The organism is Methylophaga sp. F-2 (assembly GCF_056859315.1).
Map to the genome: position 1 here is coordinate 92,361 of NZ_JBSXOF010000018.1, position 26,755 is coordinate 119,115.

The 26,755-nt window shown below is 44.4% G+C and carries 17 protein-coding genes and 1 riboswitch; of the genes, 5 read left to right on the forward strand and 12 right to left on the reverse strand.

From position 1 onward, the window contains the following. Positions 1 to 6: 6 nt before the first annotated feature. The 4 genes from AC13DA_RS07510 to recC all read right to left on the reverse strand — a co-directional run bounded on the left by AC13DA_RS07510 (position 7) and on the right by recC (position 10,236). Positions 7 to 1,662, reverse strand: a complete 1,656-nt coding sequence (locus AC13DA_RS07510) for a FecR domain-containing protein (protein ID WP_482945859.1) — start codon at positions 1,660 to 1,662, stop codon at positions 7 to 9. A 123-nt stretch (positions 1,663 to 1,785) separates the two neighbouring features. Next, complete coding sequence (gene recD / locus AC13DA_RS07515; protein WP_284450715.1) at positions 1,786 to 3,534, reverse strand: exodeoxyribonuclease V subunit alpha; 1,749 nt, start codon at positions 3,532 to 3,534, stop codon at positions 1,786 to 1,788. After that, a complete protein-coding gene (gene recB, locus AC13DA_RS07520; RefSeq protein ID WP_284450714.1) occupies positions 3,527 to 7,012 on the reverse strand; it encodes an exodeoxyribonuclease V subunit beta in 3,486 nt (1,161 codons plus the stop codon). Before recB ends, recD begins: the two co-directional genes overlap by 8 nt. Then, positions 7,009 to 10,236, reverse strand: a complete 3,228-nt coding sequence (recC, locus tag AC13DA_RS07525; RefSeq protein ID WP_284450713.1) for an exodeoxyribonuclease V subunit gamma — start codon at positions 10,234 to 10,236, stop codon at positions 7,009 to 7,011. The genes recB and recC overlap by 4 nt, the downstream gene beginning before the upstream one ends. Before the next feature lie 291 nt (positions 10,237 to 10,527). On the opposite strand from recC, the gene AC13DA_RS07530 reads away from it, so the two are divergent. Further along, complete coding sequence (locus AC13DA_RS07530; protein ID WP_284450712.1) at positions 10,528 to 12,006, forward strand: hypothetical protein; 1,479 nt, start codon at positions 10,528 to 10,530, stop codon at positions 12,004 to 12,006. Positions 12,007 to 12,127: 121 nt separating this feature from the next. Here AC13DA_RS07530 and AC13DA_RS07535 read toward each other — a convergent pair whose 3' ends face one another. Beyond that, the gene (locus tag AC13DA_RS07535) at positions 12,128 to 13,507 is read right to left on the reverse strand and encodes an autotransporter outer membrane beta-barrel domain-containing protein (RefSeq protein ID WP_284450711.1); all 1,380 of its coding nucleotides are present in this window, start codon (positions 13,505 to 13,507) and stop codon (positions 12,128 to 12,130) included. Between the two features lie 19 nt (positions 13,508 to 13,526). Further along, positions 13,527 to 13,606: riboswitch (cyclic di-GMP riboswitch) on the reverse strand. 169 nt (positions 13,607 to 13,775) lie between these two features. On the opposite strand from AC13DA_RS07535, the gene AC13DA_RS07540 reads away from it, so the two are divergent. Beyond that, a complete protein-coding gene (locus AC13DA_RS07540; RefSeq protein ID WP_284450710.1) occupies positions 13,776 to 14,612 on the forward strand; it encodes an alpha/beta hydrolase in 837 nt (278 codons plus the stop codon). Here the strand turns inward: AC13DA_RS07540 and AC13DA_RS07545 are convergent. The 4 genes from AC13DA_RS07545 to AC13DA_RS07560 all read right to left on the reverse strand — a co-directional run bounded on the left by AC13DA_RS07545 (position 14,609) and on the right by AC13DA_RS07560 (position 20,439). Beyond that, positions 14,609 to 15,583 (reverse strand): helix-turn-helix domain-containing protein, encoded by a 975-nt coding sequence (locus AC13DA_RS07545; protein ID WP_284450709.1) that lies wholly within the window; start codon positions 15,581 to 15,583, stop codon positions 14,609 to 14,611. The two genes, AC13DA_RS07540 and AC13DA_RS07545, sit on opposite strands and share 4 nt — an antisense overlap. 165 nt (positions 15,584 to 15,748) lie before the next feature. Then, on the reverse strand, positions 15,749 to 18,214 hold the full coding sequence (locus tag AC13DA_RS07550) for an autotransporter domain-containing protein (RefSeq protein WP_284450708.1): 2,466 nt from the start codon (positions 18,212 to 18,214) through the stop codon (positions 15,749 to 15,751). A gap of 148 nt (positions 18,215 to 18,362) precedes the next feature. Next, on the reverse strand, positions 18,363 to 19,055 hold the full coding sequence (locus AC13DA_RS07555; RefSeq protein WP_284450707.1) for a response regulator transcription factor: 693 nt from the start codon (positions 19,053 to 19,055) through the stop codon (positions 18,363 to 18,365). Beyond that, entirely contained in the window at positions 19,048 to 20,439 is a 1,392-nt protein-coding gene (locus AC13DA_RS07560) for a sensor histidine kinase (protein WP_284450706.1), read from the reverse strand. The genes AC13DA_RS07555 and AC13DA_RS07560 overlap by 8 nt, the downstream gene beginning before the upstream one ends. Before the next feature lie 243 nt (positions 20,440 to 20,682). On the opposite strand from AC13DA_RS07560, the gene AC13DA_RS07565 reads away from it, so the two are divergent. After that, positions 20,683 to 21,651 (forward strand): bifunctional methionine sulfoxide reductase B/A protein, encoded by a 969-nt coding sequence (locus tag AC13DA_RS07565; protein WP_284450705.1) that lies wholly within the window; start codon positions 20,683 to 20,685, stop codon positions 21,649 to 21,651. A gap of 424 nt (positions 21,652 to 22,075) precedes the next feature. After that, positions 22,076 to 22,441 carry a hypothetical protein gene (locus AC13DA_RS07570; RefSeq protein WP_284450704.1) on the forward strand — a complete coding sequence of 122 codons (366 nt, stop codon included), beginning with the start codon at positions 22,076 to 22,078 and terminating at the stop codon, positions 22,439 to 22,441. Between the two features lie 136 nt (positions 22,442 to 22,577). On the opposite strand, the gene AC13DA_RS07575 is transcribed toward AC13DA_RS07570, so the two are convergent. After that, positions 22,578 to 23,093 (reverse strand): hypothetical protein, encoded by a 516-nt coding sequence (locus AC13DA_RS07575; protein ID WP_284450703.1) that lies wholly within the window; start codon positions 23,091 to 23,093, stop codon positions 22,578 to 22,580. A gap of 266 nt (positions 23,094 to 23,359) precedes the next feature. Here AC13DA_RS07575 and AC13DA_RS07580 point away from each other — a divergent pair, with 266 nt between their 5' ends. Continuing rightward, positions 23,360 to 24,562 carry an AI-2E family transporter gene (locus AC13DA_RS07580; protein ID WP_482945860.1) on the forward strand — a complete coding sequence of 401 codons (1,203 nt, stop codon included), beginning with the start codon at positions 23,360 to 23,362 and terminating at the stop codon, positions 24,560 to 24,562. Between the two features lie 492 nt (positions 24,563 to 25,054). Here the strand turns inward: AC13DA_RS07580 and AC13DA_RS07585 are convergent, their stop codons facing one another. Both AC13DA_RS07585 and hslO read right to left on the reverse strand, forming a co-directional pair. Continuing rightward, positions 25,055 to 25,537, reverse strand: coding sequence for an Hsp20 family protein (locus AC13DA_RS07585; protein ID WP_348530027.1), 483 nt, complete (start codon positions 25,535 to 25,537; stop codon positions 25,055 to 25,057). A gap of 243 nt (positions 25,538 to 25,780) precedes the next feature. Continuing rightward, positions 25,781 to 26,668, reverse strand: coding sequence for an Hsp33 family molecular chaperone HslO (hslO, locus tag AC13DA_RS07590; RefSeq protein ID WP_284450701.1), 888 nt, complete (start codon positions 26,666 to 26,668; stop codon positions 25,781 to 25,783). Between the last annotated feature and the right edge of the window lie 87 nt (positions 26,669 to 26,755).

Consider the following 26,755-nt stretch of genomic DNA (forward strand, 5'->3'; position numbering starts at 1 on the left):
GCTATACTAAATTAAAATGATTGTAAAAATTGTCCATAAGCCTAAGGGCCAGAAATTAAATGGCTCCTTGGGCAACGGTTCAATGGTTTGTGTTGCCCCCCAGGGACCTTCATAACCATCCTGTTCAATACTTTTCACGCGTAAATATCGCGGAGTATCTTTAAACGGTTCAAATGCAAACTGTGGCTCTTTTACCGTTTTATCAATAATGATGTCGCTAAACGCCTTGTCATTAGCAATTTGCACCTGATAGTGCTGTTCAGTTGAACTGGCATTCCAGGTGGCCATTAACAGGCCGTCTTCTTCAGCAGACAGCGATGCATCTACTTTTTCTGGAATCGCTTTGATTTGATAGGAGCGTATCGGCCCTACAGGGCCCACTTCGCCATCATTTGCAATGCTGGATAAACGCCAATAATAATTTCCTAACGCTGACAAAGATGTTGTATCAAACTGTGTTTCTGTAACGGTCCGCTCCAATAGTGACTGCGAGAAGTTTTTATCAGCGGCAATTTCCAGACGATAAGCCGAAGCTTCTTCAGCTGCAGTCCATTGCAATACGGGTGACTGTTCACGTAAGACCTGGGCTTCAACCGGCTTGAGTGCAATCGGTGGTTGTGGATGAGCATTAAGTCTAATCAGCACCTGTTGATCCATGCCTTCAAGCCCGAGTGTGTCAATCGCCCGAACTCGCACAGCATAATTGCCATCACTCAAATCAGGAAAGGCAATACGGTTATGCGGCGTCAGCTCTTGCCATAACAACGTTTCAAAATCATCACTGGCTGCTACTTCAACCCGATAACGGCTAGCACCGGCAATTTTTGACCAGGATAATCGCCAATTGATTTCTGTGATGGTATTCGGCACTGGCTCAAAAACCGGCGCAGGTAGTAGTTCACGAGGCGGAATAGGCGGTTTACCTGACACAACCTGAGTACCGAAACCTTTATTCACCAATAACTGTTTATTGGCACCGGAAACGGCCACTTTTCCACGAAGTACTTCTATATTTGAGACATCACCCTCTTCCATGACGAGTGCTCGGTAAATCGTGCCACGAACGGCACTGATAGCAGACGGCGTTTCAATTTCAAAGCGTGAACCAGGACCTACGGCCGGAGTCACTTTGGTATCCATTCGGCCTTTTAATAAGTTCAGCCTGGAATCGACCATACCAGTCACTCCATGTGCACTTAAATGATCGAAGTGAACGATGCTTTTTTCATGAAGGGATAGTATGGACTTATCAGCGAACTCAATGGCAATACTGCTGTTATCCGTCGTCATTAATTGATCACCAAGCTGCAATAAAGAGCCGACTTTTGCAGGCTCAGTGGAAGCGCTTCTGGCGCGCTGAATTTCAGCAATTCCGGTAATGGAAACAATCTTGGCGGCGACGGGGTTACTGCGAATCCAGGCTAGAGGTACACGTATCCTGGTGCCTGGCTGTAGATGCTTGGGATTTTCAATATTATTGAGTTTACGTAACTGCTCAAATCGAGTGACTTTATCAAGATGCTGTTCACTCAAATTCCAGAGATTATCTCCTTCGACGACGGTATAAATCCAATCCTGAGCATACACACCTGTCGAGACAAAAAACCAAATAACCGGCAACAAGAAAAATCGATAAACACCTATAAAAGACAAATACTTCACTGGCATCTCCAAGTGTTATTTGTGATTTTCATCCTTTTTCGTATAGTAGCACTCAACTCAACAAAAACGACACTGTTTTGCACAAAAAAAATCTGTATGGATAAAGCGTTATCAAACCAGCTATCAGTGATTTTGATGTTCATCCATCAAGTGCCTTTTCAAGCCACTCTCACGTTGATGTCGGGTTTGAATCGTGTGACGTAATGTCACTTCTTTACTAAGGATAAATACCTGCTGTTTGGCTCGGGTAATCGCGGTGTAAAGTAGTTCACGATTAAGGATAGGACTGATTTCATCCGGCAATAAAATACTAACGCTATCAAATTCAGAGCCTTGACTTTTATGCACCGTCATCGCAAAGGCGGTTTCATGAGCAGGGAGTCGATTAATGGGTACCCAACGCACTTCCTCATCAAAACAAAAACAGGCGCGAAGTTGTCCTGTCTCATCATGCAGAATGATGCCCGTGTCGCCATTAAACAGTCGTTGCCGGTAATCATTTTGGGTGATCATAATCGGCCTGCCAGCGTAAAACGGTAAGCTGGTTCGCCAACCGCGTTGTGCTAATAAGCGCATCAGCAAACGATTCACTGATAACACGGATTGTGGCCCTTGCTTTAGTGCAGCCAGAATTCTGAACGTATCAAAGGCCTGTACTACTTGTTGTGGTGACTGTTTGGATTCCACCGCCTCAATAAAGCGTTGGTATCCAGCCATAAAGCATCTTTGCTGTTGTTTTTCATCACTATCCGACCAGATATCATTCACGCTTGGATTTAATAAAGCGAGCGCTGCCAGCACATCACCTTCATTCACCTGTTTGGCTAATTGGCCAATAGCACTGTCTTTATCGAAACGATAACTGTGTTGCAGACGCACAAAGCTATTTAGCAGTGTGGATGGCGTTGAGTTTTCTTTGACCGGAATGTCTAGTTCGGGAAATTGCTCACTGAACTCAGCCGAAAACTGGCCTTGTTGTTCATCACTCAAATTCGCTAACACCGCACCAGACTCAACTGAGGCCAATTGTTGGCTGTCACCTAATAAAATCAGTCTGGCTGAAGGCGATAAAGCCCGCATTAATTTCGCCATCAAACTGATATCGATCATTGAGGCTTCGTCAATGATCAACACATCTAACGGTAAATGACGCTCAGCATGATAACGCCCCTGATCATTATGCTCAGTAATTCCCAATAAGCGGTGTAACGTTTTTACTTCATAGGGATGCTGGGCACTAATCGATTGCTGCAGTCTGGCAGCCGCTTTACCTGTGGGTGCCGCCAGCCCAATATGTAGATCAGGAAATTGCTGTTGCAAACTATTGAGCATACTTAAAACAATGGTGGTTTTACCCGTGCCGGGGCCACCAGAGATAACAGCAAATTGTCTGGTCAACGCCACAGCGACAGCGACTTTTTGCCAGTCTGTACCGTCAATCACACTGGTCCAACGCCCTAAATCAGCATTGAGTTGTTCTATATCGATCTTATCAATCGGCTGTAAACGTTGCTGAATCAGCCGGGCCACATCCTGCTCATCACGATAATAACGGTAAAGATAAACCAGGCCTTGTTCAGTCAAAATCAGTGGCGTGTAATCACCGGGCTGACCGACTGTTTTGGCCTGTGACAATATTTCCATCCAGTCAGCAACAGAATCAGGTAATACCGATTTTAAGGGCTGACAAAATGTGGGGAGTTGATGCAAATTCAGACACACATGTCCTTCAGCAATCGCTTCTGACAATATGGCTGCCGTCATGCTCACCACGGGACGCATGCCCTGTTCTTTACGATCGATATAGGCGGCAAACTGACAGGCTAATTCGCTTAAGCCGTGCTGACGTAAAAACTTCAGCAAATCAGACATCGTCCACCTCAGACATGCAACGGTCGAGCGCTTCTAATAAGGCAGTGGATGGACGTTCAAAATATACACCCGCTTGCCCCCAATCCGGATGCATACCCCGTATAAATAAGTAATACACACCGCCAAAATGCTGTTCGGGATCGTAATCAGGCAGACGCGTTTGCAGATAACGATGCAATGCCAAGCTGTAAATTAAATATTGCAGCGGATAGCTATGAGCCACCATGGCCTCATCTAACGCTGCCTGCTGATAATTATCAGGCTGTGTTCCTAACCAGTTGGATTTATAGTCAGCAATATAAAAACGGCCCTCATTCTCAAACACCAGATCGATAAAGCCTTTCATAAAGCCGCTAAGATCGACAAATTGTAATGACTTCACCACCGGACTGAGAATCGGGTAATCGTCGACAAAAGGCATTAATGTCTGTTTTAAACGTTTTGCTGTTAACTGCCTTACCGGAAAGAAAAATGCCATTTCATCTAAACGCTGCTGCGCCTGAATATCACGTAAAGTCAGCCCGGTTTGCTGATTTAATTTAGTACTGACCACGGCATCCAACCAGGATGAAACGACAGTTGACCACTCATTATCAATGCCAAACTGGCTTAACGTTTTGTCTACCAAACTGGTGAGTTCTTCATTCTGCTGCTGGAAGTCCCAGTGTTCAAACAAGCTATGTAAACAGGTACCGGCATTCGCACCTTTTGGAAACCCAAACCGATCCTGACGTGGTTCACTGCTTGGCATGTCTACTGGCAGCAAGGGTGCATCATGATCCGGTAACTCGATATGCTGCCCGTGGCTCAGGCCGGTAAAGCTTCCAATATGCCAGGGTGTCTGAATCTGTCCTGCAAACTGCCTCGCTTGTAATGACTCTGCTGAAATATCCGCCTGTTTGACAACCGGTGGCACATCCCCATCCCAGGTAATCACGTTCATATTGTCTTGCTGTGATGCCACCATCTGCTGCAAACTTTGTTGCATTTCACCAGCATTAACTTGTTCTAACTCAGGATGAAGCAACTGAAATAAGGCGCTTTGCTGAACGTTTTTCACGGCTGCCCACACAATCACGCACTGTTCACGAGCACGGGTTAATGCGACATAAAGCAGACGTAAGTCTTCAGCTTGCTGCTCTTCAGCCATAATCGGTTCTGCTTCAGAAAAACCAGGCTCGCCAAAGGCAACACAGGCCTGATTATCGTCTGCTCGATGAAATGTCATCACCGTCGGCTGTTGATTGAACTGGCTTTGATGCCAGAGGAAAGGACAAAACACAATCGGGTATTCCAAGCCTTTACTGGTGTGAATGGTAATCACTTTGACCAACTGCTCATCGCTTTCCAGCCGAATCTGAGCGGCATCGCCACTTTTATCGGCTGCCTGTCGCTGTGAAGCTAACCACATCAAAATAGCTTCCATCGTATTATTACGTCGCGTTGCATGCGCCTGAATCAATTCAGCCAAATGCAATAAATTAGTCAATTGCCGTTCACCATCAGCTAAGGCTAACCAGCGACGTTGTACATCCAGTGCAGCCAGTAAGGCACGGAACATCACAATAAAACCGGCCTGCTGCCATTGTTCATGCAGCGAGACAAAAAAGTCTGTTTGCTGCAGCCACTGCTGTTCGTCTTGCTGAGCCTGATAAATGTCTAATGCAGTTTTGGCAAATATGGGTGTTGCTAAAGCCGTGGCAATCAGGCTGTCATTACTGGGCTGAGCAATCGCCATTAACACCCGTTCCAGCATCACCGCCTGCGGTGTTTCAAACACACTGTCACGTGACTGCTGCACACTGTTCACACCACGTGCCCGTAATGCCTGCTGAATGGTTGTTGCCTGTTTATGACTTCTGACTAAGACGGCAATATCGCCGCCATTGAGCTGACGTTGACGGCCATCTTTATCGGTCAGCATTACCTCATCGCTGGCTGACTGATTTAACAAAGTTGCGATCTGATCGGCAGTCACATTTGCCGCATTTTGCATCATATCGCTGACATTAAATGGCGTGTCAGATGACATCCATACCCATGATAGCGGCGACAAAGCCTGGCCTGACACCGTTAAACACGCCTCATCAGGACGGGCCGCTTTCACTGGATAAAACGGAATATCGTCATATAAAAACGGCTGTGGCACACGTTCGAACAAATGATTAACTGCCTTCACCAAACGTGGATGCGAGCGCCAGTTGGTATCCAGATTAAACTCATTGCCAGCTGCATGTTTAGCTTTCAGGTAAGTAAAAATATCGGCGCCACGGAAGCTGTAAATTGCCTGTTTCGGGTCGCCAACAAAAAACACCGGCTGCTCGGTATTAGCAAAAATCGTATGAAAACAGTCGTATTGAATGGGATCAGTATCCTGAAACTCATCAATCAATGCCGCCTGAAACTGCTCACGAATTTTGGCGATCAGCTTATCGGCTTGCGGGCCATGTAAGGCCTGTTGCAGATTAAGTAACAAATCATCAAAGGCCTGCAGTTTTAATTGCTGTTTACGTTTGGGTAACTCAGTGGCGAGATACTCTGATAATTGCTGACGTAGTTGCTGTAATTGTAGTGAACGCGCTGTTTGCAGTTGTTGGTCGGTATCTAGCAAGGCATCACATGCCCGCCATAAACTCAGCTCAGGTAGTTCCTGGCCTTTTTTCAGCGCCTGCGTCAGTTCAGCCTGACCAAACTTGGCAAACTTCTCAAACAATCCTGCTTGTTTTCCGGCCTGCATCAGGCTGTCCATTTCAGCTATCCAGCCACTGACACTGGCCGCACGATATTTATTACCGTTGAGCACGTTTTTATCCTGCAAAACCACAATCGCCTCATCACGCTGTTGCCACCACAGCGACTGAACGTGTTCAAACTGCTCATCATATAGAGCTTGTAATGGCTCCACCGCCATTTCCGGCAGCGGTATGGCTTCAAGATAGGGTTTGCCAATCAAGCTGCTGACTGACTGCAATAACACTTCCGGGCTTTGGCGTTTTTGTAATAAATAACGGGCAAAAGCGTTATCTGCCGAGCTGACATAACGACGCCAGAAATCATCGGCAACCGCTTGTTTGAGTTCTTGTTCATCGGCCACCATTTCCATATCAAAAAAATGACCGCTTTCAAAGGCAAAGTCCTGTAAAGCGCGTTGGCAAAAACCATGAATGGTGTAAATAGCGGCTTCATCAAAACTCTGAATCGCCAGTTGTAAACGTTTTATCGCCTGAGGATCTGCCTGCTCTTGTTGGCTCAGTTGTTTACGTTCATCAACCAGTCGTGCCCTTAAACGGCCACGTAACTCTTCGGTAGCTGCACGAGTGTAAGTCACCACCAGAATCTGGCTGACTTCCAGTTTCTGCTCAACGACTAAACGACAATACAGTTCTGCCAGGGTAAAGGTTTTACCGGTGCCGGCACTGGCTTCAATTAGATTAATGCCTTTGAGTGCAACCGTGTCCACATTAAATTGGGCACTCATAATTGCCCTCCTTCAATGTGCTGCTGAATCGGCCCATAGATTTGCAAGGCAATCTCAGCAAAGTTTTCATCGAGAGGGTTTGCCGGGAAACAACATTGATAATAAGCATCGTCCTGTTCAGCCATCACAAACTCACCGGCGGGTGCCCAAGCTCTTTCAGCCGCTTGCTGGGCTTTCTCCGGTTTATCACTCAGTGCTTGTTTGGCATACGCCAGACTGGTTTTATCAAACAGTGGCAAAGGTTGTTGGCAGCCTTGCCAATATAAGTTGAGATATTGCTCCAGTAATTGACGCGCATTATCTACCGGTGTGAAACACAGCTCATCATCTTCAAAGACCAGTTGGGTGGTTAAACTCATGCCTGCTGGTTTCAGAATATTGAGGATCAAGTGTTCCAACCAGCCATTAATCAGATCGCGTCCTTTTTTACGTGATAAACGATAGCGCAATAGCCCTGCTGCACTCAGATTATCGAGCTGACCAGTGAGTTTGAACTCACCTATCTCAAGTTCAAAGGGTAAAGCAGGTAAACGTTCATCACTCAGATAGGGCATTAATGTCTCTACAAATGCCTCAACTTTACGGTTTTCCTGATGAAGCCATTCTTCGCCAAACTCACCTTGAGGTAACATGCCAGTGGCGTGTACTAGTTCAGAAATATGGGTTTCAGTGGTTTGGCTGAGTTTACTTTCCAGCAGCCATTGTCTGAGCTGCCAGGCTTCCAGCCCGTTTAACTCAAACGGTTCACGACTACTAAATTCATCTTCATCCAGTTCCAGTCTGACGCCTAAACGTTCACGGCAAAGAAACCGGGCCGGATGCATAAAAAACTGGCTGAGTTGCATCAAGCTAATGTCTCGCCATGACGCATCAGGTTCTGGTAATGGTTCTGCAAACCATAATGTAGATTCAGTTTTTGTGTCTGGTTTGGGACATTGCAAGGCATTAAAACTAAACAGCTTGTCATGCTGCTGATCAAAATAACGGCGACTAAAGGCTTGCAGTGGATGATGTGTCACCAGCTGTTTTATGACTGAATCGCCCTGCTCAGTGACAAACCGTTCATCCAGATAATCCAGCAAATCGCTAATCAACACAGACGGTGGAATCTCCGCATTATCGGTAATGCTGGCGCCGATATAACTGATATAAAGCGTTTGTTGAGCAGACAATAAGGCTTCCAGGAACAGATACCGATCATCATCACGACGTGAACGATCACCTTCGCGATGATGGTGCGCCAACAGATCAAAACCTAAACTCGGCTGACGACGTGGGAACACGTCATCATTCATACCAATCAGACAAACTACATCAAATGGAATACTACGCATCGGCACCATGCCGCAGAAGGTGACGCCATGCCCCATAAAACGATGACTATTATCTAAAGGTTCCAGATGGGATTGCTGCCAGCTTAAGATCACATCAATGCTAACCGTTTCCTCAAAGCCAGCTAAATCAGTACTTTCAATCATCCGATCAAGCTGGCTACGGATGGAAATCAGCTCGCGTTCGGCCAAAGGATCATCCAGCTGTTCTGACTCAAAGAAGGTGTCCAGACAGCGGTTTAAATGCTGTTGCCAATCATGGGGGGTGCGTGGACGGCTGAGCTGTTGTCGCCAGTCATCCAGTGCAGTAATAAACTGTGATACTGCCGCCACAATCCGAGCTTTATCACCAGTAATGCCATCCATAGCAAGTTGGCCGTCAAACAAGCGCCAGGGTTCGCCCTGCTCGGTCAGCGGCATAGCGTACCCCAGTAATAAACGGTCTAAGCCGGCTCGCCAGGTATTGGCATCATTAGCTGGTAACTCCAATGCCATTTTATCTTTGGCATCGTGGCCCCAACGAATCCGAGTTTGCTGACACCATTCGCGTAACCATAATAAAGCCGCTTCATCTAACTGAAAACGCTGTTGAATGGCCGGACACTCCAGCAAAGCCAGTACACTTTCCACATCAAACCGTGACTGTGGCAACGCTAAAATACTGAACCAGGCATTGAGTAAAATACTTTCTTGCTGACCGCTGCTATCAGCAATACTAAATGGAATCGCATGAGCCGGATCAGCCGCACCGAATACCGCTTCAATCCAGGGGGCATACACATCAATATCGGGCGTCATCACCACAATATCCGTAGGTGATAAATCGGGCTGCTGTTCAAACATCGCCAACAGCTGATCTTGCAGAATTTCCATTTCTCGCATCGGGCTATGACAGATTTGAATCAGGATAGAGTTATCATCAGCACTCACTGTTTGCTGCTGTCCAACATCCAGCTCAAACATATCCGCTTTCAACATGCCCAGCATGGTGTCGGGGTGTGGCTCTGCAAAACAGGTTTCCGCCTCATGAGGCAGTTCCTGACACTGACGAAAGAACTCCTGCCCTTGTTTGCCCAGGCTCGCTAATAAAGGATGACCGACATCGGCATTCAGTTCTGGTTCGGGCTCTTCCAGCATGAGTTCCAATTGCTGACGCTGTTGCTGTTTAGCATCGATTAAATCGCCCCAATAATGTTGACTCGGGGATAAATAAAACAGCGTGATATCGACAAATTTCGCCATTAAAGCAAAGGTCTGCAAATACACAGGCGGTAACGAGGAGATACCAAAAATACTGAGTCGTTCAGGAAGGCCGGCCGGCTTTTCTGTCGCCGTCTGTAGTAGCTGATTAAGCTGGTTTAACAATCTGGCCCGATGCATAGGTTCGGGATCATCCGCCGTGATTTTTTGCCAGAGAAGCCCTTGCCAGTTATCGCTTTTTCCCTGCTCCCATTCTGCAATCCAGTCTGGTCGGTACATCAGGTACTGATCATAGGTATCCGCCAGCCGTTCGGCTAATTGAAAGCGTTTTAATTCATCCGTTTGTTCACCTAAATAAGCGGCAATCGCACTAAATTCCGGCTCATCTGTTAACTCGGGCAACAGGGCAAATAAACGCCAGCTAATCGGTGCTTTGGCATAAGGTGAATGCAGAGGAATATCCGGCCAGATTTGCCGAAATAAACGCCAGATATAGGCAGAGGGAAAAGGAAACTCCGTATTGGCACTAATACCGTGCTCATTGGCTAGATACAGTGACAACCAGCGAGCCAGCTCGTTACTCTGCACAATAATATTTTCCTGCTCAAACGGACTGAGCGGCGCGGACTGAAGTTGTTCAGCAAGCCAGGCAGCCAGTTGTCTGCTGTCATTACTGTAAACCATCTTCAGCATGTGGATTCCTTCACGTCAAAAGCCACATATTACGGGATGTTGCGGTTGAAACAAACTGCTTTGAATGTCAGAGCAACGGCTGAAGCTAACACCATTAAAAATCAGGGCTTATCTGCTTTATAGAAAACAGCTGAACAGCCAAGCCTCAGGTCATCGCGCCCATTCGAGCTTGCATAGCATTTTCTATGATGTTTGTTTGTGGCATACCTCACATTATTTTGAAAATTCATCACATTGTCATAATCCATCATTATCTTGAGCGTCATCTCTATTACCTGACTTGGAGTTAACGTGAAACATACACACAAACTACTGATTGCTTCGATATTAACCGCTTTATACAACGCACCCGTGCTAGCAGAAGATTGTGTTGCCGGTGGTACAACTGGCTCCCCTACCCTGACTTGTACTTCAGCTGACAGCAATAATATTGATGACAAGCGTGATAATTTATCAGTGACCGTTGAAAATGGTGCAGAAATCGTCGATGAAAAAGATCGACCTGTGCAATTGAAAGGGTCAAACCAGACTGTCTATAACTATGGCCTTATCGAAAGCGGCGATGATGATGCTATTCGCGCTAAAGGCGCCAACCTGACCATTGATAACTCAGGCATGATTATTGGTGGTGATCGCGGTATTCGTCTGCAGGACAAAGCAAGCAATTTCACCTTAATTAATCGTGAAACAGGACAAATCTTCGCTGAAAATCAAGCCGTAAGATTAGATGATGACACCGAACTGAAAAATGCACACATTACTAACTATGGTCAGATCGAGAGTGAAAAAGGTCGTGCTATTCAGAGTCGTGGTGCAGGCACAACAGTCATTAACTACGGGACATTACGTGGTAATGAAGAAGTGGTTGAAGCACGCGAAGACTTCACCCTTGAAAATCACGGCACCATCGCCCTGAATGGTTTGTCATGGAACGCAGCAACAAAAACCTGGACAAATACTGGCGCCACGGATGATGAAGATGGTGTGCAATTTGCCAGTGGCACCGCAGATAACTATGGTGTGATTTTGGGCACCGATGACGGTATCGACATCGACGAAGGCAAAGTACACAACCATGCTACTGGTGTGATTGTTTCAACCGGTACAGAAAGTGACCCTTTAAATGGGGGTAATGGTATTGATATTGATCCACTTTTCGAACCGAATGTAGGTGATGTTCGCACAGCCGGTCCACTGACCATCATCAACGAGGGTTACATCGAAGGCGTTCATGCCATTGGTTCGGATGATGCCAGTACTTCTGAAGTTACCGTCACCAACAGTGGTACTTTAGTCGGTCGTTCAGGCACAGCTATCCATTTTGCGCCCAATCAAGGTAACAGCAGCCTGACACTGACAGGTAACAGTGAAATTATCGGTGATGTGATGTTCGGTAGCGGTGACGATATGGTGATCGTTGACGGACTCACTGCCACAGGTGAGCTGAGTTCAGGTATCTTCGATGGCAGCTTGGGTAATAACAGCATTATCTTCAAGGACTTTGATCTATCAGATATTTTGTCATTTGAAATATCAGATGCACTTGTCTACCTGTCATTAGGCGTCGATAGTGGCGAGCTGTTATCAGGCAAGTTCAAAAACTTCTCATCATGGGGTTTTGGTGATGGCATGTTCTCTACTGAGTATCTTGCCAGCCAGTTCTCTAACCCTAGTGCCGTACCATTACCTGCAGCACTGCCATTGTTTGCTTTTGGTCTGATTGGCATGTGGGCGGGTCGTTCACGTCTTACAGGTTCTAAAGCGGCCTAGTTCAGTTATGGTTAAACACTGACAGCAGCATAAGCAGTATTCAGGGCCAGTTTAAACACGAAAAAAGATGTTTAAACTGGCCCTGAATTTTATCGGTTTTGCTTAACTTTATATGTGATGTTTATGCAACTAAACTCGCATTACGACGCAAACCCAAAAAGCCGAATAAGACCGGTGCCAACAAGAAAAATGCGGCAGGAATAGGCACAGCGTTCACAGCCTGACTTACAACAAGATTCGCAAAGGTATCGCCAAATACCACTTCAAAATTAAAACCACTTATCGCCGGTAAAATAATGCTGTCAAAACTACCGACAATGCTGGCAAAGGTCAGGAAGTTAAATGTACCTTCTTGCACATCATCACCAATAAACTCAAAGCTTAATAAACCAGCTAGTGAAGCGACACCCGAAATATCCAGCAGATCGGAGTGCGTTTCATCAAACTCCACAACCATCGAACCAAATTCACCTTGCGTGTAATTACCATTAATCGTCATCGTACCGATAGAGTTACCAGCGGTCAGACTGGCATAGTTGTCATACCCGGTACCATTTACCGTCACATGGCTGTTAATGGTGCCGGTTCCTGACAAGTTACCCCCATTAATATTGACGCTGGTTTGGCTCATGACACCATTATTGATGGTTTGACCTGCGGTTTGAGTGTAATCACCACCCCAGGCACCACTACCGACCAATTTCGCTTTTTCATTATTAATAAACGTGCCAGTGTTAACGAAGGCGTTCTGGTTATATATCGATTTATTATTCGTCATCACACCATTGTTCACCACGGTGTCATTAATAGCATTGGTCAAGACATAGTTATTCGTCATTGAACCCTGATTAATTAAGCGACCTGCGTTAGTGAATGTGCCCTCATTATTCAGCGTGCCATTATTCACCAGGGTAGAATCAATGTAGTTATTTAATTTACCCGCCCGGCTGTTGGTCAAAATGCCATTATTAGTAACAGTCCCGCCTCTGTAACTCGATAAAGTACCGGTATTGGTGAGAATATCGTTATTGGTCAACTGTCCGTTATTGCTAAAGGTGCCCTGATTCAGAAATTCAGCCTGATTATCAATTTGGCCATCATTGATCCATCTGCCACTTTTATTCTCTATATAGCCTGTATTGGTAATCTGACCACTTGCTGCATTATTCAAATCACTGACATGCGTGGTCAGGCTTCCCGTGTTTAGCAAGATGCCAGAATTATTTAAATCACTGTATTTACCATAAAAAGTACCATTATTAATAAAGGTACCCTGATTAGCTAAAACAGGATCTACAGAAAAAGGCCAGCCTATCACTGACAACTCACTATCATTTTGAAACTGTGTTCCGGACACAATGCTTGTCGTGGCATCATCAATCGTTAAAGGCGAAGTGTTTATTCCAGATAAAACACCATCAGCACTGGCGGCAGCGCTTAATAGGAGTGATGATGTAAATAAGGTCGTGAATAAAGAACGTTTTAGAAATTGAGTATGCATGTTCTGAGTCTCTCTCGGTCTATGTAACTCAGCCACCTTAAGAGCTTAAGGTCTGTAGCTTTCCGTCCTCAGCTCACGCTGAGTTTGGCAATAATGATATGGGCATCCAACCCAGCCAGGATTGATGATATAGAGACAGCTACAACGGCACTATCCGATTTTCGCAAACGTATAAATTAATGAGAGACGGGCATTAAGGATAATATTTTCTGACTCGTATATGATGTGCTTTCACATACCTAAGATGGAATAATAAGGGATAGCTATTTTGGTTTTTCGTTACTTTATTTGCCTGCTTTTTTTGATATTACAGGCCTGCTCATCCATACCCACCACACAAAACCGCACTGATACGGCAGTTCGTTTAGCTCAGCTCAATGGCTGGCAATCCCAGATCATCACTACAGCCTCATTTAACTTGCAAAGCTTTATCCCTGAAAAAATCTCACCGTCCAAAGAGTTAACCATTTACATAGAAGGTGATGGTTTAGCCTGGTTGAGTCGACGAAAAAAGTCTTCAGATCCGACCCCTATCGATCCATTAACACTCAAGCTCGCACTCCTCGATAACCATGCCGTCTATCTGGCCCGCCCATGCCAATATGTGTGGTCTGGAGGCTGTGAACAGCATCTGTGGACTTCAGCCCGCTTTTCTCCTGAGGTATTACAAGCGATGAATCAAGCCGTGGATAAGTTAAAAGCCCAATATCAGGCTTCTTCTTTACGGCTTATTGGTTACTCTGGTGGGGGTGCTGTCGCGACGTTATTAGCGGCTAAGCGAGACGATGTTTCTCAGTTAGTCACTGTGGCAGGTAATATTGATACTGATTACTGGACGACATTACAGCATATTTCACCGTTAACAGGCTCATTAAATCCAGCAGACCAGTGGCCTTCATTACAGGCCATTCCACAAATTCATTTTGTGGGGAGTGAAGATAAGATCATGCCCGTTGCTGTGGCTAATGCATACCAGCAACATTTTCCTCAATCAAAACGCCCCACTGTAAGAGTAATCACCGGTATGACTCATCATTGCTGCTGGGTTGAGCACTGGCCAGAGCTATTGCAGGAAATATCTGCCGCTAAGAAATCTGCCCCTTAATTAAATGCACGACGTAATGTCGCTGACGGTAGCTCGCCGAATAACTGTAGATAATCATTAGAAAACCGCCCTAAATGCCAAAAGTGCCAGTCGCTGGCTACTTGCGTCACCGTCATATTAATATCTGTAGGCCTGAGTAATTGGGATCGCACTCGATTTAATCTCAAGCGATAAAGGTAGGCATTAGGGGTGATGCCCATTACTTTTTTAAAGTGATATTGCAAGTTACGCTGACTGATACAGACATCTTTACAAATATCGATAATGGTTGGGCAAATATGACTGTCCAGCTTAGCGTGAATATAGTCGATAGCTAATCTCACTGATTTAGCCGCTCTTCGCCGTGCCACGACATCAGTTTCTTGCCCATCAAAAAGTAAGGATGAATCTAAAGATAGCAGCACATGTTCCATCACAGAAGTATTTAAATGTTTTTGCTGCTCTGGCTGACCGTCATCCGAAGACATCGCTGATAATTGATAAAGGTAATCAGTAAACAACTCTAACGGTTGTCGATTTACACCATCAAATACTAAAACACTGTCCACAGGCATTTCCCACTGCCGTGGATTCATGGCTCTGGCAGACTCAAGTAAAACCGACTGTTCAAATCGAAAATAAACCGTTTCAGCATTTCCCTCAGCCTGGATATCGACTTCAACATTAGCTGGCAAGAAAAATAGTGAATTCTCAAAGGCATTATATTCAGATACTCGTACCTGATTTTGTGTGGTACGTTCGAAGGAGATGGTACAAAAGTCTTTTTCGATGATGGCGCGTTTATGTACTACCTGATTTTGCTGCTCGAACACCACTCTGAACGCCTCATTACCCACTTCACGGTAGTGCCCATAAAACTGACCTGCGGATAACTGGTTAATCTCAATCGGTAACCAGTCTTGTACAAGCTGCTGTTCATAAGCATCAAACAAAGGCTGATCACAATACACAAGAGCTTGTGTCGGTATCATGTTAATGTGTTGGCACAGGTATATGAACTAAGCATTCGAAGAAAAAGCCATAAAAGAAGGTAGCCAATGAATATACCTTAATTCAATTACTTATGGCATATAAAACAAACAAAACGCCTCAACAGATCACTGCTGAGGCGTTTCTTATTTCAGACAAAAATTAGCTTAGAACGACAAACGTAATTTCACAGAAGCCGTTTGATTTAAAAAGTCTTCACGACCTTCAACATCATATTGAGCCGTGATATCGGTGTAGTCATTTATGTTAACGGTGGCACCAACACCGGCTCTGGCTAACCACGGTGAAGGGTCAATACCTTCTGTTGTGAAGGCAGTACCACCACCGGTATACGATGCCGTCATACTGGTATCGTCATTGATGAGGTCATAACCGATACCCATATTCGCTAGTAAGGTGGTCTTATCATTTAACTGGTGGTCGATATCAGTTTGTGCCATTAAGATAAATTCCTCGGTGTGCACACTATCCACATCAAGACTAATCGCCCCTGCGCCTTTTTCTGTATAACTTTCATCACGGATATACGCATAATCGGCACGAATGCTTGGCATTACCGTACTGTTTTCATTCAGCTCAAAACGTTTGCCAACGCCGACACCGATATGGGCGGTGTAGCTATCGTAATCTGATTCAGCAGTACGGCCAATAAAACTAATTTGGCGTTTGCTGTCGTTTTTATTCATGCCCACATCGGCTTGCCAGTTCAGTTCCACATTTTCAAACTGGGCTAAGTCGTGGCTACCGTAGGCAATCAACTGATAGGCATCAATATCGGCTTTATTACCGGATGACAAGCCATTACCATCAACGCGGGTGTTCATATATGACAAAGCAAGACCTAAACGGCTAGATTGGCTGACATCACCATCCATCCCCACCACAAAACCGTAAGAGTCGGCATCATAACCACTAACGCCATTACGTTCTTGTTGACGAGTCCAGCTACCCACGGGTTTTAACCACATGTTTTTATCAGTCAGGAAGGCATCACCCGATGATAAACCACGGGTATTGGCCTGACGGCTTTGAATCACGCGGTTGGTGCTGTGCAGGGTATTGGCAGCGAGTTTTGTGGTGCCCCCCACCAGTAAAGGCAGAGTTTCCGCTACCGCTTCTGTGATTTCCTGGTCATTGGAAAGACGCCCAAATGCTGTTGACACGTCTGCAATATCAGTATTTGTAGAGCCGCCGTTCACAAAACCATCTAATACGCGTGCTGCACCACGACCCGATTTAAAACCTTCACTGTTGACGCTCTGAACTACGCTGGTATTGCCGTCTCTTGTTACACGTAAGCCGACAGTATTCCCTGCTTTTTCTGCAGCAAATGAATACAGTAATGAATTATCCGTCACTTCAAAGCTGCCTGCATCCAAGGTGCCTGCGCTAATCACATTGCTGAGAAGGCTCCCATTAGCGAGCGATGGTGCACCTTTAACATCTACGTCAAGCTTCGAACCATCGGCAAAAGTGGCTGTACCCGTCACATTTAACTTACCGTAATGACTTGCATCGATAAGTCCCAGCCTGAGAAGGCCATTCAACGTTTGAGTATAGTCCGCCGTTGCTCCAGCCTGACCGAGTGTTAACGGTTTATTAGCAGCAATCGATAAGGTGCCACCAACCACATTCACATTTCCTGAAAAGCCTTCCAGGTCACCGGTTAAAGTTGTAGAACCTGATAAAAAGTTAATAAACCCCTTACCGTTGGTATCTACAATTTCTTGGGAGAATACATAGTTAGTATTGTTATGGTTAAAGTTAATAATGCCATTGCCAGCACCCAGTTCAACAGATGATGCACCTAAGGTACCTGCTGTTACAACAGTATCGCCAGACGCTGCACCAATATTAAGTACCCCCGATCCAGTCGCCTGATCACCTAGAATGAGTGTGCCAGTGCCATTGTTTATATTGAAATTAGCACCTTCAGCTAGATTTAAAGTTCCTTCCCCCCTGTAACCAATTATCGCAGTCGCACCATCTGCTTGAACAGAAGTTCCAGTGCCCGTCACCTGCATATTGCCAATTGACCCATCATCATAGCCGAGAAGTAAGCTTGATGACTCTAATCTACCCCCATTTTTTACGATTAACGTACCTTCACCCGTGAAACCGACTCGTAGATAATTAGCTGTCAATGCTGCACTTGATGAGTCGATTATTAATGTGCCGGTTGATCCTGATCCCACAGCAATGTTTGTCCAGCTTGTTGTGAGAGAACCATTTGTAATTGTCAGATTACCAGTAGACCCATCTGAGTTACCAAGATATAAATTACTAGTAAGACTTTGTGATGAACCATCGCTAATAGATACTGTACTGCCATTATCTATATTGGCAAGGTCAGTAGGTATTACACCACTGTCCCAATTCGTCGCTGTAGACCATTCGCCATCAGCACCAACCCAATTGTTTATCCCTGCTGCCTGCACTGCCAGCGGTGTTGTCGCCAGAAGTGCAGTTGATAACACAACGGCATGACCGACCCTTTTGCTCTGTACGTTGGTCTTTTGTGTTTTTGTTTTACCTTTAGCTGATGTGAACTCAGAGGCTACCATCCATGCTTGCCTGCTGACATTCCAAACGATGCGATATGCTAGGTTCATACTACTTTTCCATTCCTGTTGTAATTAAGGGGCTACCAAAAACGTTTCTTACTAAACGAAGTTTATGGTTTGTAAAAAAACGTTAAAAACAGATAAACACTAATCAATAGAAATGGTTTTTTTAAGCTTATTTTTGTATCAATTTGTATCAGAGAATCGCGATCGGTTTGGTCAGCTGATAACCGACGTTACGTATGGTTTTGATGGGAAATTGAAAGTCATTCGAACTGAAGCGTTGGCGCATCCGTGAGATGTGTAAATCCAGGCTTCGACTCTCAGGTGAATAGTTAGGATTACCCAGTGCACTATAAAGTGCCTCACGTGAGGTCGCTTTATCATGCATGGACTGTTTAGCTAATAGTGAAAGTATGGTCAGTTCACTATTGTTGAGTGGGTGCATTTCACCATCAGGTGTTATCAATAACCAATTTACCGTATCCAGTTGCCAGGCATGTGTTTGCTTAGGCTGATGCGTTGTTAGTGCTTGAAAGCGATTGTTGATAACGGCCAGGAGTTCACGAATATCGACGGGTTTTGCCAAATAATAATCGGCACCAGAAGTAAGACCATTGACGCGATGCTCAACTTCACCCAATGCAGAAAGCATCACCACATCAATACGCCGATTTTGCTTTAGACGACTAACAATATTGAGGCCACTGTCATCCGGCAGGTTAACATCGAGCAGCACCATATCGACATCAAAACCAGCCAAAATCTTTTCCATTTCTTGTGCCGAGGCGGCCTCTTCCACCTGCAGGCCTTCATTCATCAAAATGGCTTTTATCGGCGCACGAAAATCAGCATCATCATCAACAATCAATATCTTCGGCTTATGCATATTCCACCCTGCTCTTTGCTATCTTTACAGTGAATGTGGTGTATTGTTCACAATGAAGAGAGATGACCGCTTTATGCATTTCACATATACGTTTAGCAAAATATAAGCCCAGCCCTGAGCCAGACGTTGAATTGGCATTATCAACCCGAAAATACTTATCAAAGAGATACGGTTGATGCTGTATTGAAATACCGGGACCGTCATCCTTCACGTTAATGATGTATTCACCTTCTGTTTCCAACAGTTCCATAGAGACCGACGCTCTATGTTCAGCATATTTAAGTGCGTTTGCCACCAGGTTAGAAAACAGCACCTTGAGAAACATCGCATCGCCGGTAACTCTGGCATCAGTATTCAAAGCCCTGATAACAGGAATATCGTACTCAGCAGATATATTGTTCAACACGTCTGATAAGGAAAGGTCATATAACTCATGCTCACCTTGTTCAATCGAGTGAGCCATCCATTCATCATTTAAACAACGATCCACTAATGAGGTTAAGCGCTCCGTCACCTGCTTAATACGCTGCATGCTTTCATCAACGATAGGTGTTTTCTCTTTCGGCAGCATAAGTACAGCATCAGCATTGGCTTTAATGGCACCAATAGGCGCTTTGAACTCATGCGATAGCATAGAAAGAAAGTGCTGTTGTTCTTTGAGTGACTGTTGAGCGATATCACGAGCATAACTCGCTTGATTGACTTGATGGCGAAGCTGGCCATGTAATTTCTCAGAGGTCAGCACAATAAAACCGACGGTGATAACAAAACTACTGATAATCCCCATCAGAAAGATGGCATAACCCGAGTTGAAATCAAAAAATGTCATGTCGCCAACAGGGGTGTAAGTCATGCTCACTATCCGCCAGAAACTGATTATAGAAAGCAATAGAAAAGTCAGAGAGACGCCCAACCGGCCAGGCAGGTTTTGGGCATTTTTCCATAAGACATAGCTGGTAATAAAGGTCAGTGTCGACACACCTACCGATGAAACAATGATTCTCTCGGCAAGATAGTGACTGTCTTGCAGCCACCAAAAAAACGGGGATAAAACAATAACGACTGCAATGGGAAACGACCATGCAGGTTTTGAGTCAGTTAACTGTCTTGATGCCTGATAATAAAAAACAAACGCCAGGAAATAACTGATATTTGTCACCATAATCGATAAGGTGACATCAATACTCTCACGAAGCAGTAAAAAGAAAGAAGCAACGGCCTGAAAACCCGCACCTACAGCGGCATACTGTAAACCTTTTACATCTTTCAACAGCCGGTAGAATAAAAATAAGGCAATGGCAGAAATAAACGATGTAATAACCAGAACAAGGATGATAGTACGAAGATCAGGTAACAAAACACACTCACTGTTTAAAACTGACATAGATGATATGTCAGCGAACTCAATTGATATACGATGGTAGAAGGATATAAAGCAGACACAAATTATGGCAAATATTAACGCTAAAATGAAAAAAGCGATCAGAATCAAACCGCATTTCAAATAAAATCATAAAGACTTGCCCAAAAAGATGGCGCTTTATTCTTGGTTATTTCTGTTTATTTATGCCACTTTCACAGCCATTATGTGTCAATACACCTACAGCAAAATAATCAAAGGACGAATATGACGAAGATATATCATAAAAACGACGCGGCCATTTCTGAGCTTGATGAACTGCAATATCACGTCACTCAGCAATGTGGCACTGAACCCCCGTTTAACAATGCCTACTGGGATAATAAAGAACCTGGCCTTTATGTGGATGTGGTCTCTGGCGAGCCCTTATTTACCTCAAAAGACAAATATGACTCAATGTCCGGCTGGCCCAGCTTTACCCGCCCATTGGATGCCAACAATATCACTGAACACAGTGATAACACACTAGGTATGGTCAGAACCGAAGTGCGTTCAAAATACGGTGACTCGCACCTGGGTCATGTCTTCCCTGATGGCCCTGAAGAACATGGTGGCTTGCGTTACTGCATTAACTCGGCCAGCTTACGCTTTATTCCAAAAGACCAGTTAGCCACTGAAGGTTACGCTGACTACCTGCCCTTGTTTGATAATGACGAATCAACGGATACCGACACCATTGAAACCGCCATCTTAGCCGGTGGCTGCTTCTGGGGAATGGAAGAACTGTTCCGTCATCAACCCGGCGTGATCAATACCCGCGTTGGCTACACCGGCGGCCATGTGCCCGATGTCACCTATAAAGATGTGAAACAAGGCAACACCGGACATGCTGAGGCGATTGAAGTGATGTTTGATTCTTCACAAACCAGCTACCGTGACATCCTGGAGTTTTTCTTTATGGTGCATGACTCCACCACCAAAAACCGCCAAGGAAATGATATCGGTGACAGTTATCGCTCGGCTATTTTTGTGGAAAATAGTGAACAAGCCAAAGTCGCTGATGAGTTAATAAAAGAACTCGATGCCAGCGGCATTCTTCCCGGCCCTATCACCACCGAAGTCAGCAAAGCCGGTCCATTTTACGAGGCCGAACCTGAACACCAGGACTATTTACAACATTATCCCAATGGCTATACCTGTCATTGGATTCGTAAAGACTGGAAGTTGAAAAAGTAGCTTTATCGATAAAATAAATTATGGGCATCCAATCTGGATGCCCTTTTTTATGCCTATCTATTTTCCAGACCTTAAGCATCACAACTAAGAGCTAGTCCAGTAACATCTGACCAAAAAATAAATTTGCTTAAAAACGTAGGTTGGGTTGAACCTGTGAAACCCAACATATCCCATACCTGAATATATGTTGGGTTTCGTACCTCAACCCAACCTACAGTGCTACTTCGTATTGTCTATGACAATTTAAATATTCGTTCCAATTAAGCAAGAGTCATCTCGTACTCACGTTATTTATCTGATGAGTTTAATTACGCACAGACTTTTGAAACTCATCACAGTTATATCTAATCACTGAAGCAAAACATCAATTCCTGTTTTAAAATCACACGCTTTCAAATTTTCTGATTTAAATAAAAGGAATTTTATGCATCCAATTATCCAAAAAACATTTGGCGGTCTTTCTCCACAGTACTATGCTCGACAATTCATTTTTGGATTAATCGTTTCGGCATTTATTTACTACATGTCAACGCATGGTGGAAAAAATGAAATACAAAATGGGACTCTCTTTTTTATTCTTATCAACACCCTTCTTTACCCATACGCACGTTTTGTGTATGAGAGTGTGATGAATTTTTTCTTAGGCGAAAATGTTTTTCTCGTTAATGCCATCCTGATGCTCATAGTGAAATTCATCACGATGACAATATGTTGGGCATTTTCAGTGTTTATTGCACCAGTAGGCTTGGTCTATCTTTATTATCACCACAGTAAAACGGAAATTCAGTAATCATTGGCAAAAGAATTACAGGCCCCCAACAAAGTTGGGTCGGGCTATTCATACTTATCGACCCTATGTCAGCAGATAATAAAAAGCCGAAATGAAATTAATCATTTCGGCTTGAATACACATATTGACTTATAGATTATACGGCTGTTTTTTGGGCTTTACGACGCAGACCAATAAAGCCCAATAATGCTGGAGCAAATAGAAGAGCTGAGGCTGGAACAGGCACTGCTGATACTTCAGCAAAGAAAGCAGAACCACTCTGTGTAGAAGTATTTGGTGAACCGGTAAGGTTCACTGTTCTCTGATCCCAACTTAACCAGATCCCATCAGACACGACCCATCCAGTGATAACTGTTGAATAATACTTGTATGGACTATAACCATTTTTAGACCAGGACAGTTTATTGGTATTACTATCGCTTAGCGTAGCTAAGCTAGGTGTTCCGAAATATATCGTTTGATAATAGCTTATTGGGGTAATGACTAATTTTGTCCAATCCCAAGCAGTACCATCAACTGTCACCTCACCTGAAAGATATGAGCTTGATGCATCTTTATTAAATTTGTAAGTTGCTGATTTAGCAGTTGTAGTGAATAAGAGAAGTGCTGAAAGCGCTGCCAGTAAAATGATTTGTTTATTAAATATTTTCATTAAAGTACACCATGCTTTATTAATCAAATTTTCATAATTTTCTAAATTTAAGAGAAGAATATTACAAATCGGCTACTGAAAATCAATAAAAATCGCGTGTTCAGTCAACTCGGTATAAGACTGAGACAAAGTGAACAGTAAAATCGACTCTATTTTTTCCAAATACATTTAAAAGTCTGGCATGCTACATATCAACTAAAAATAGAAATATTGAACAGAAAAGAGTCATATGAAGTCCAGAAAAAATATCAAACACTCTGACCCAATTGGTTTCGAGCCGAGGCAAGGCTGACATGTTAGACGATATACAAAATAACCACGCCATGCCAGCAGATACCAGCCCCGAGTTACTGTCAAACGATATGCCTGCTACCACCATATTTAAGTCGACGTCGCACTGGGCAATAGTTGGTATATTTTTACTGCTATTACTAGGCAGTATTGCTCACGCCCGTGATTTTCTCGTGCCGGTAGCGCTTGGTGTGTTATTGGCACTGGTATTTAGTCCGGTGCGACGCTTCCTTGAGCGCCGACGGCTACCACCAGCTGTCTCCGCTTTTATTATTGTATGCGGATTGATGACGCTAATAGGTTTGGGCTTAAGCACGCTCGCCGATCCCGTACAGCGTTGGATTAAAGAAGCACCCACCATCGGTTATAAAATAGAACAGAAATTACGTGGTGCCAACGAATCAGCGAAAGAAGTCATTGATGCTGGTAAACAGATTGAGCAGATCGCCTCCCTGGAAAACGAGACAGAGCAAGTACAGAAGGTCTCACCACGCGAACCTGGCGTGCTTGTCAAACTTGCCACTTCGGTGCCTGAAATTCTGGCGCAAGTGCTATTTACCTTAGTGTTGCTGTTCTTTCTGCTGGCCTCAGGTGATATGTTTTACGAAAAGCTAGTACACATCATGCCGACGTTTAAAGATAAACGTAACGCGATCAAAATTAGCTATGACATTGAACGTAAGTTGTCGAATTACTTATTCACTATCACCCTTATTAATGCTGTGCTTGGTATAACGGTTGGCGTATCAATGTGGCTACTGGGCATGCCAAATGCCATCTTATTCGGAGTGTTAGCGTTCGCCTTTAATTTTGTGCCTTACCTTGGTGCTATTGTCGGCGTTGTGATCGCGGCTCTCGTGGGATTGCTTACCTTTGACCATACCGGTACCGCACTGCTTCCGGCCCTCACTTATTTGATCTTAACTATTTTTGAAGGGCAGATTGCCACACCTTATTTCGTTGGTCGGCGTTTAGAAATGAACCCCGTCGTGATTTTCCTCTCGGTCGCATTATGGGCCTGGCTGTGGTCGATTGTGGGTATGTTAGTAGCAGTGCCATTATTGGTTGCTGTTCGCACCTTTTGCGAACATATCCCCAGCTTGCAAGCATTTGGTACTTTTCTCTCGGCACGCGGTAGTGAAAACTTTCATCCAGAAAATACCGACATAGAAACCTGATGTGGTACTAGAGGAAAAATAGAGATGGCGCTGGGGAAATAGAAAGTCGAAATCAAGAAACAAAATACTTCTGACGCTAAAAAAAGCATTAGCATTAAGTTGAGAACTTATCAGCACAAATCGGAAATTTGAAAAGCTCCTAACCCCCCGTCTATTGCCGCCAAAAATTAGGGTTGATTGATGGACTAAGTGGTCGAGTGTCTGACCGAAGGGAGTTATCGACCACGCCATCAAGCAAAGTTAATTTTTGGATGAAAGGCAATATCGGGTGCCCTTTTGTTTGGTTCGTTTATTTTGGGCATGCAAAATAAATGAACGCCTTGCGGCAGCTTGTCGTTTTAAACAAAGAAACTATTCGTTGGGTTTCGTTCCTCTACCCAACCTACATACTACATACCCCATAGTTTTTATTATAAAAATCAAACCATTATACAGATTAACATATTCTCTTATAGTTTAAAGAAGGGTGCGCTTGCGCGCACCCCGGATGAGTTAGGCTGCTTTAGAAGTGTCGGCTTTTTTATCTTCCACATCATGTTCCAAAGCTTTGTTAACCGTTTGATTAATCGGAATCGATTTAGGCTTCATCGCTTCAGGAATTTCTTTCACAAGGCTGATAGTCAGTAAGCCGTTGGAAAGATCAGCGCCAGTCACTTCGACGTAATCAGCAAGGTTGAACTTACGTTCAAATGAACGATAAGCAATACCTTGATGGAGGTATTTACGCTCTTCTTTAGCCGCTTTTTCACCTCTTACAGTCAGCACACCATTTTCAACCTGAATATCAAGCTCCTCTTGGGTAAAGCCGGCAACGGCTAGTGTGATGGCATAGCGGTTGTCCTCAATAAGCTCGATATTGTAGGGAGGGTATCCACTGGAAGTGGAGTCTGCAGTGAGTGCATGGTTAATCAGTGATCCCAAACGATCAAAGCCAACACTACTACGATAAAGAGGGGTTAGATCAATTGCATTCATGGTATATCCTCCGTTAGAAGCAATATAAAACAAAAACAATCAATGGTGAGTGCCCCTTTATGGGCGGCCTCTCACGCTATGTTTAATAAGGGTGAGCTCTACAAATTTCAAGTCTTTTTATGAGATTTTTTATCTAACCATAATGCATAACGACGGTACATTTTTGCTCAATCTTGGCTCAATAAAAAAGGGAATCAGCACCCGCTAACTCCCCCTTTTTCATCATCAAATGATTGGTTTCTCTTAATGCAACGTATTTGGATCACTTGCTGAAGCGATGGTGTCATTAAACAACTTGGCGACATCGACTTTATCAAAGGTGTAGTGTTGATTACAGAATTCACAGGCGACTTCGATCTCACCTTCGGTAGCGATAATATCATCGGCCTCTTCCTGCCCTAACATGGCAATGGTTTCTTCTACGCGCTGACGTGAGCAGGTGCAGGAAAAACGTAAATCAGTTGGTTCGAATAATCTGACCTGCTCTTCATGAAACAGTCTGTGTAACAAAGTTTCTGACTCTAATGTCAGCAATTCTTCATCGGTAATCGTGCTTGCCAGTTGGCTGATACGGAACCAGTCTTCCTGAGCATCTTCACGTTGATTTTCTTCGCTGGGTAGCTGCTGCAAGAATAAGCCTGCGACATTATGTTCATTCGCTGACAGCCAGATTTTAGTGGCTAATTGCTCGGAGTTTTCGAAGTAGTTTTCCAGGGTTTCAGCTAAGTTAACTCCTTGCAGACTGACTACGCCCTGATAAGGTTGTTTGGCTCCTTCCTGCTCAATGGTAATTGCTAAGGTACCGCCACCCATCATATCAGTCAGGCTGGCATCGTCGGCGATCTCCCCATCCCACTGAGCGAGTGCACGTAAGGTATCTTTACTGGTGCATTCCACCATCATCAATGAAACAGGGCCTTCAGAACGCACTTGTAATACCAGTCGGCCAGTGATTTTGACTGTGGCGGCTAACAGTGCTGCCGCCCCCATCATTTCACCTAAGACATTGCGTAAGGCTTGAGGGTAGTCACGGCGATTTAACACTTCCTGCCAACTTTCCTGCAAGTTGACCCACTCACCGCGAATCGCTGCATTGTCAAAAATAAAACGTTGTAAACAATCTGATTTCACTGCTGTGATACCTATTTCTTTAAGTTTGGGAATGGGTGTCATACGACAAATGGCTAAAACGAAATAATGACATTTCGCTCATCCAAT

What these genes read in the sequence shown, in the direction of transcription:
- recD (WP_284450715.1), bottom strand. Translation starts at nt 3,534, where the DNA reads ATGTCTGATTTGCTGAAGTTTTTACGTCAGCACGGCTTAAGCGAATTA.
- recB (WP_284450714.1), bottom strand. Translation starts at nt 7,012, where the DNA reads ATGAGTGCCCAATTTAATGTGGACACGGTTGCACTCAAAGGCATTAAT.
- recC (WP_284450713.1), bottom strand. Translation starts at nt 10,236, where the DNA reads ATGCTGAAGATGGTTTACAGTAATGACAGCAGACAACTGGCTGCCTGG.
- AC13DA_RS07535 (WP_284450711.1), bottom strand. Translation starts at nt 13,507, where the DNA reads ATGCATACTCAATTTCTAAAACGTTCTTTATTCACGACCTTATTTACA.
- AC13DA_RS07545 (WP_284450709.1), bottom strand. Translation starts at nt 15,583, where the DNA reads ATGATACCGACACAAGCTCTTGTGTATTGTGATCAGCCTTTGTTTGAT.
- AC13DA_RS07550 (WP_284450708.1), bottom strand. Translation starts at nt 18,214, where the DNA reads ATGAACCTAGCATATCGCATCGTTTGGAATGTCAGCAGGCAAGCATGG.
- AC13DA_RS07555 (WP_284450707.1), bottom strand. Translation starts at nt 19,055, where the DNA reads ATGCATAAGCCGAAGATATTGATTGTTGATGATGATGCTGATTTTCGT.
- AC13DA_RS07560 (WP_284450706.1), bottom strand. Translation starts at nt 20,439, where the DNA reads ATGTCAGTTTTAAACAGTGAGTGTGTTTTGTTACCTGATCTTCGTACT.
- AC13DA_RS07565 (WP_284450705.1), top strand. Translation starts at nt 20,683, where the DNA reads ATGACGAAGATATATCATAAAAACGACGCGGCCATTTCTGAGCTTGAT.
- AC13DA_RS07570 (WP_284450704.1), top strand. Translation starts at nt 22,076, where the DNA reads ATGCATCCAATTATCCAAAAAACATTTGGCGGTCTTTCTCCACAGTAC.
- AC13DA_RS07575 (WP_284450703.1), bottom strand. Translation starts at nt 23,093, where the DNA reads ATGAAAATATTTAATAAACAAATCATTTTACTGGCAGCGCTTTCAGCA.
- AC13DA_RS07585 (WP_348530027.1), bottom strand. Translation starts at nt 25,537, where the DNA reads ATGAATGCAATTGATCTAACCCCTCTTTATCGTAGTAGTGTTGGCTTT.